Origin of the sequence: Dietzia sp. CW19, assembly GCF_014145265.1 — a bacterium.
Taxonomy (GTDB): Bacteria; Actinomycetota; Actinomycetes; order Mycobacteriales; family Mycobacteriaceae; genus Dietzia; species Dietzia natronolimnaea.
This window is the reverse complement of record NZ_JAALEE010000061.1, coordinates 1-5,545: the sequence shown is the minus strand read 5'-3', so window position 1 is coordinate 5,545 and position 5,545 is coordinate 1. Positions and strand designations below refer to the sequence as shown.

At 71.5% G+C, this 5,545-nt stretch carries 5 protein-coding genes and 2 pseudogenes; 3 read left to right on the top strand and 4 right to left on the bottom strand.

Features of this window, described 5'->3' with window-relative positions:
• Nucleotides 1-190: pseudogene (locus tag G6021_RS02270) on the top strand (acetyl-CoA C-acyltransferase); the annotation flags it as partial.
• Nucleotides 191-436: 246 nt separating this feature from the next.
• The gene (locus G6021_RS02265) at nt 437-1,792 is read left to right on the top strand and encodes a PhoH family protein (protein ID WP_182640583.1); all 1,356 of its coding nucleotides are present in this window, start codon (nt 437-439) and stop codon (nt 1,790-1,792) included.
• 102 nt (nt 1,793-1,894) lie between these two features.
• Here the strand turns inward: G6021_RS02265 and G6021_RS02260 are convergent, their stop codons facing one another.
• Nucleotides 1,895-3,298, bottom strand: coding sequence for a class II fumarate hydratase (locus G6021_RS02260; RefSeq protein WP_179525655.1), 1,404 nt, complete (start codon nt 3,296-3,298; stop codon nt 1,895-1,897).
• Between the two features lie 65 nt (nt 3,299-3,363).
• Nucleotides 3,364-4,374, bottom strand: a complete 1,011-nt coding sequence (gene glpX, locus G6021_RS02255; RefSeq protein ID WP_182640582.1) for a class II fructose-bisphosphatase — start codon at nt 4,372-4,374, stop codon at nt 3,364-3,366.
• A gap of 147 nt (nt 4,375-4,521) precedes the next feature.
• Between glpX and G6021_RS02250 the strand changes: the two genes are divergently transcribed.
• Complete coding sequence (locus G6021_RS02250) at nt 4,522-5,085, top strand: DUF4245 family protein (protein WP_182640581.1); 564 nt, start codon at nt 4,522-4,524, stop codon at nt 5,083-5,085.
• Between the two features lie 77 nt (nt 5,086-5,162).
• On the opposite strand, the gene G6021_RS02245 is transcribed toward G6021_RS02250, so the two are convergent.
• Both G6021_RS02245 and G6021_RS17050 read right to left on the bottom strand, forming a co-directional pair.
• Nucleotides 5,163-5,393 (bottom strand): exodeoxyribonuclease VII small subunit, encoded by a 231-nt coding sequence (locus G6021_RS02245; RefSeq protein WP_179525652.1) that lies wholly within the window; start codon nt 5,391-5,393, stop codon nt 5,163-5,165.
• Nucleotides 5,393-5,545 (bottom strand): annotated as a pseudogene (locus G6021_RS17050) (exodeoxyribonuclease VII large subunit); the annotation flags it as partial. The gene G6021_RS02245 and the pseudogene G6021_RS17050, both read right to left, overlap by 1 nt.

Here is a 5,545-nt window from a genome sequence, read left to right as displayed (position 1 = left end):
GGCCGACCGCGAGCGGCTCAACGTGCACGGCTCGGGGATCTCGCTCGGCCACCCCGTCGGGGCCACGGGGACCCGCATCCTCACCACGATGGCCCGCGAGCTCGCCCGCCGGCAGGGCCGGCTCGCCCTGGAGACGATGTGCCTGGGCGGCGGACAGGGCCTGGCCGCCGCGTTCGAGAGGGTGCCGTGACCCGGTGTGCGTCACGGACCCCGGCGAGACCGACGAATTCACGATGAGTTAACTCACACTCGTGTGATTCGGGCGTAGCGTGGGTCACAACGGTCGGTGGGGAAGCCGACCGTCGGGAGGTCCCAGCCGATGATCGATCCACTCGATCGGGAGGGGGCCGGCACCCGGCCCCGTCACCACCAGGTGACCTGGGCCGACCGGTCCACCCCCAGCTCGCCCGCGGGTGCCGCGGGCCAGGAGTCCGCCGTGACCGACACCGTACGCACCTACGTCCTCGACACCTCGGTTCTGCTCTCTGACCCGTGGGCCGTCACCCGCTTCGCCGAGCACCGCGTGGTGCTGCCCATCGCGGTGATCGGGGAGTTGGAGGGCAAGCGACACCACCCCGAGCTGGGCTACTTCGCCCGCGAGGCGCTCCGACTCCTCGAGGATCTGCGCCTCCGCCACGGACGGCTCGACGGCGACCTGCCCATCACCGACCAGGGGGGAACCCTGCGGGTCGAGCTCAACCACACCGACCAGGCGATCCTGCCCGCCGGGTTCCGGAACACGGGGGAGGACTCCCGGATCCTCGCGTGCGCGCTCAACCTCCGCGCCGAGGGCCTCGACACCGTCCTGGTCTCCAAGGACGTGCCGCTGCGGGTCAAGGCGGGCTCCGTGGGACTGCCCGCCGATGAGTACCACGCCCAGGACGTGGTGCTGACCGGCTACAGCGGGGTCGCGAACCTGCCCGCCACCCAGGACCTCGTGGACACCCTGTTCTCCGACGGCGGGGCCTCGCCCCTCGCGGCCCGGGCGGCCGGCCTGGACGTGGAGACACCGGTGCACTGCGGGATCCGGGTCCAGACCGAGTCGTCCTCGGCGCTGGCCCGCGTCACCGACGGCGGCGGCCTCAAGCTCGTCCGCGGCGACATCGAAGTGTTCGGACTGCGCGGTCGCTCCGCCGAGCAGCGCATCGCCATCGACTGCCTGCTGGACGAGTCGATCGGGATCGTCTCCCTCGGAGGCCGGGCGGGGACGGGCAAGTCCGCGCTCGCCCTGTGCGCGGGGCTCGAGTCGGTACTGGAGCGTCGCCGCCACCGCAAGATCGTGGTGTTCCGGCCCCTCTACGCCGTGGGCGGACAGGAGCTCGGCTACCTGCCGGGGAGCGAGACGGAGAAGATGTCGCCGTGGTCCCAGGCGGTGTTCGACACCCTCGAGGGCCTGGTCAGCGAGAACGTGATCGACGAGGTGATGGACCGGGAGAGCCTGGAGGTGCTGCCGCTGACCCACATCCGCGGCCGGAGCCTGCACGACTCGTTCGTGATCGTCGACGAGGCGCAGTCACTCGAGCGCAACGTCCTGCTCACGGTGCTCTCCAGGCTGGGGACGGGATCGCGCGTGGTGCTCACCCACGACGTGGCCCAGCGGGACAACCTGCGGGTCGGCCGTCACGACGGGATCCAGGCCGTGGTGGAGAAGCTCAAGGGGCATCCGTTGTTCGCGCACGTCACCCTCAACCGCTCGGAGCGCTCGGCGATCGCCGAACTGGTCACCACGATGCTCGAGGAGTTCCACCCGGACGCCGAGCCGGGGGAGCTGCGCCGGATCACCGCGGCATGACCGACGGGTGAGCAGACACCGCGCTGCGTGCCCGGACCGGGCACGCAGCGCGGTGTTCCTCACCGGGTCTCGTCGGCCCCGTGCGGCAGACCGCGTCCGGGGTCAGCGCTCGCGGTCGAGGCCCGTCATCCCCAACACGTCGAGGCGGCGGTCCAGCTCGTCCTCGCTCAGCGGGTCGGGGACGAAGCCCAGGGCGATGACGGCCTCGCGGATCGTCAACCCCTCCGCCAGGGCGTGCTTGGCCACCCGGGCGGCCTCCTCGTAGCCGATCGCCGAGTTGAGCGGGGTGACGATCGAGGGCGAGGACTCGGCGTACCGGCGCATCCGCTCGACGTCCGGCTCGATCCCGTCGATGCAGCGTTCGGCGAACAGGGTCGTGGACGTGGTGAGGATCCGGGCGGACTCCAGGACGTTGCGGGCCATCACCGGGATCGCCGTGTTGAGCTCGAAGGCCCCGGTGGCGCCGGCCCAGGCCACGGCCGCGTCGTTGCCCACGACCTGGGCGGCGACCTGGGAGATGGTCTCGCACAGTACGGGGTTGACCTTGCCGGGCATGATCGACGACCCGGGCTGCAGGTCCGGCAGGTGGATCTCGGACAACCCCGTCATGGGTCCGGACCCCATCCACCGGACGTCGTTGGCGATCTTGGTGAGCGAGACGGCGATCGTGCGCAGCGCACCGGAGAGCTCCACGAGACCGTCGCGGGCGGACTGCGCCTCGAACGGGTCCTCCGCCAGGCGCAGCTCCTCGAGCCCCGTGAGTGAGCGCAGTTCCTCGACCACCGCGGAGCCGAAACCGTCCGGCGCGTTGAGTCCGGTGCCGGCCGCGGTGCCACCGATCGGGAGCTCGCCCACCCGGGGCAGGGTGGCGCACACGCGCTCGGCCCCGGCCCGGATCTGGCGCGCGTACCCCCCGAACTCCTGGCCGAGGGTCACGGGCACCGCGTCCATGAGATGGGTGCGGCCGGACTTGACCACCTCCCGCCACTCGACGGACTTGCGCTCGAACGACCCGGCCAGCACCCCCAGCGCGGGGACGAGCTCGGTCAGCGCCAACTCCGTCGCGGCGACATGCGTGGCGGTGGGGAAGGTGTCGTTGGAGGACTGCGACATGTTGACGTCGTCGTTCGGGTGGACCGTGACGCCCTCGGCCGCGCACATCGAGGCGATGACCTCGTTGGCGTTCATGTTCGAGCTGGTTCCGGAGCCGGTCTGGAACACGTCGACGGGGAAGTGGTCGTCGACCTCACCCTCCGCGATCCGTCCGGCCGCGGACACGATGGCGTCGACCTTGGTCTTCTCGAGGAGACCGAGACGGCCGTTGACGGTCGCGCAGGCGGACTTGAGTAGGCCGAGGGCGCGAATCTGTGCTCGCTCGAGACCGCTGCCCGAGACCGGGAAGTTCTCCACCGCCCGCTGCGTCTGGGCCCGCCAGAGCGCGTCGACGGGTACCCGGACCTCGCCCATGGTGTCGTGCTCGATACGGAATCCACTCTGGTCAGCCATACGGTCAGAGTAGGCGGGCACGCCGCACCGTGCAGGCGCTCTCGGCGCGGCGGACCCGGGTGGGGTCAGCCGTGGCGCGTCCCCTGGCCGTAGTCGACCGCCGAGAACTCGCGGAGCTTCTCCATGCGGTGGCGGGCCTCGACGTGCCGGACCGTGCCCGACTTCGATCGCATGACCAGCGACCTGGTGACGGCGCCGTTCGAGCGGTAGCTGACGCCACGGACCATGTCGCCGTTGGTGATGCCGGTCGCCGCGAAGAAGCAGTTGTCGCCCTGGACCAGATCGTCGGTGCCGAGGAACGCATCCACGTCGAGGCCGGCGTCGACGGCCTTCTGGCGCTCGGCGTCGTCCTGCGGCCAGAGCTGCCCCTGGATCTCCCCGCCCATGCACTTCATGGCGCAGGCGGTGATGATCCCCTCCGGGGTGCCGCCGATCCCCATGAGCATGTCCACCGAGCTGTCGTCGGAGGCGGCGGCCACGCCTCCGGCCACGTCCCCGTCCATGATCAGCCGGACCTTGGCGCCGGCCGCGCGGATCTCCGCGATGAGTTCGGCGTGCCGGGGGCGGTCGAGGACGCACACCGTCATGTCGCCGACGTCGATGTTCTTGGCCTTGGCCACGGACAGGATGTTCCACTCGGTGGACTTGGACAGGTCGATGTGACCGACCGCGTCCGGCCCCACGGCGATCTTGCGCATGTAGAACACCGCGGAGGGGTCGAACATCGCCCCCCGCTCCGCGACCGCGATGACGGCGATGGAGTTGGGTCGGCCCTCGGCCATGAGGCGCGTCCCGTCGATCGGGTCCACGGCCACGTCGACCGCGGGACCGTGCCCGGTGCCGACCTTCTCGCCGTTGAACAGCATCGGCGCCTCGTCCTTCTCGCCCTCCCCGATCACCACGACGCCGTCCATGTCGACGGTGCCGATCAGCTCGCGCATGGCGTCCACGGCCGCGCCGTCACCCCCGAGCTTGTCGCCCCGGCCCACCCACCGGCCGGCCGCGAGCGCGGCGGCCTCGGTGACTCGGACGAGCTCCATGGCGAGGTTACGGTCGGGGCGTAGGGCGTCTGACATGTGGCGTCGGGCTCCTCGGATAGCTGCGTGCGAGTAACCGTGGCCGCTCGCCGCACGATGGGGTGTCGGCGCTCATTGTTGCACCTCCCGGCCCCCGCCGGGGGTCAGGCGCCCGACCTGCCCCGGGTGGGTGGGATACTGGACGCCGTGGCCGAGCCGAAACCGAGAATCCTGCAGGGCAACCGCGACATGTTCTGGTCGGTGGTGGTGCTCATGGCGATTGTCGGCATCTTCGCCGGTGTCGCGGGCCAGTGCACCTTCAGCCCGTCCGGACCACAGCAGGGCGCGATCCCGGAGTTCGACGCCGAGGCCTCCCTGCGCCAGGACGCCCGCAGCCTGGACTTCCCGGTCCGGTCCCCGGTCGTCCCGGAGGGGTGGACCTCGAACTCGGGTCGGGTCGAGAGCTTCGCCGGCACCACCTCGAGCCACGTCGGCTGGGTGACGGGGGAGCGGAGCTTCGTCGAACTTGTCCAGTCCGACGCCCCCGAGGAGGCGTTCCGGTCACTGAACGGCGGGCCGCGACCGAGCCGGACGATCGTGCCGGTGACCGGGCGGGAGTGGACCGTGTTCACCGGTGACGACGTCCGTCCGGTGTGGGTGCTGGACCTGGACGACGTCAGGGTGGCGGTGACCGGGTCGGCCACCACCTCGGACTTCGAGGAGCTGGCCGCGGCCGTCCAGGACGCCGAACCGCTCCCGAGCAGCCGGTAGCCAGCGGTTCGACCGCCACCGGTTCGACCGCCGCCAGATCGACCCTGGCCGGCCGGGCGCGCGGGGGGTGTGGCCTCCTAGGTACGGCTTCCGGCGTCGTCGTCGTCGCCCAGCACCGCATCGATCCGGTCACGCGCACCGTCGAGGTGCTCCGTGCACCGCGCGGCGAGCTCCTCGCCCCGCTCCCAGAGCGCCAGGGACGCGTCCAGGTCCTGGCCTCCGGCCTCGAGGATGCGGACCACCTCGATCAACTCGTCGCGGGCCTCCTCGTAGCCGAGCTGGGAGACGGGGGTCTGCTCGTCGGACATCAGGACTGCTCCTCGGGTGTGGCGGGCTCGGGCGGTGTGGTGGTGGCCGCGGGCCGTCCCGCGGCGGGGGTGGTGCCGAGGACGGCGGCGGACAGTGCGCCGTCCGATACCCGGATGCGCAGCTGCGACCCGGGCGGGGCGTGGGCGATGGA

What these genes read in the sequence shown, in the direction of transcription:
- G6021_RS02245 (WP_179525652.1), bottom strand. Translation starts at nt 5,393, where the DNA reads ATGTCCGACGAGCAGACCCCCGTCTCCCAGCTCGGCTACGAGGAGGCC.
- glpX (WP_182640582.1), bottom strand. Translation starts at nt 4,374, where the DNA reads ATGTCAGACGCCCTACGCCCCGACCGTAACCTCGCCATGGAGCTCGTC.
- G6021_RS02260 (WP_179525655.1), bottom strand. Translation starts at nt 3,298, where the DNA reads ATGGCTGACCAGAGTGGATTCCGTATCGAGCACGACACCATGGGCGAG.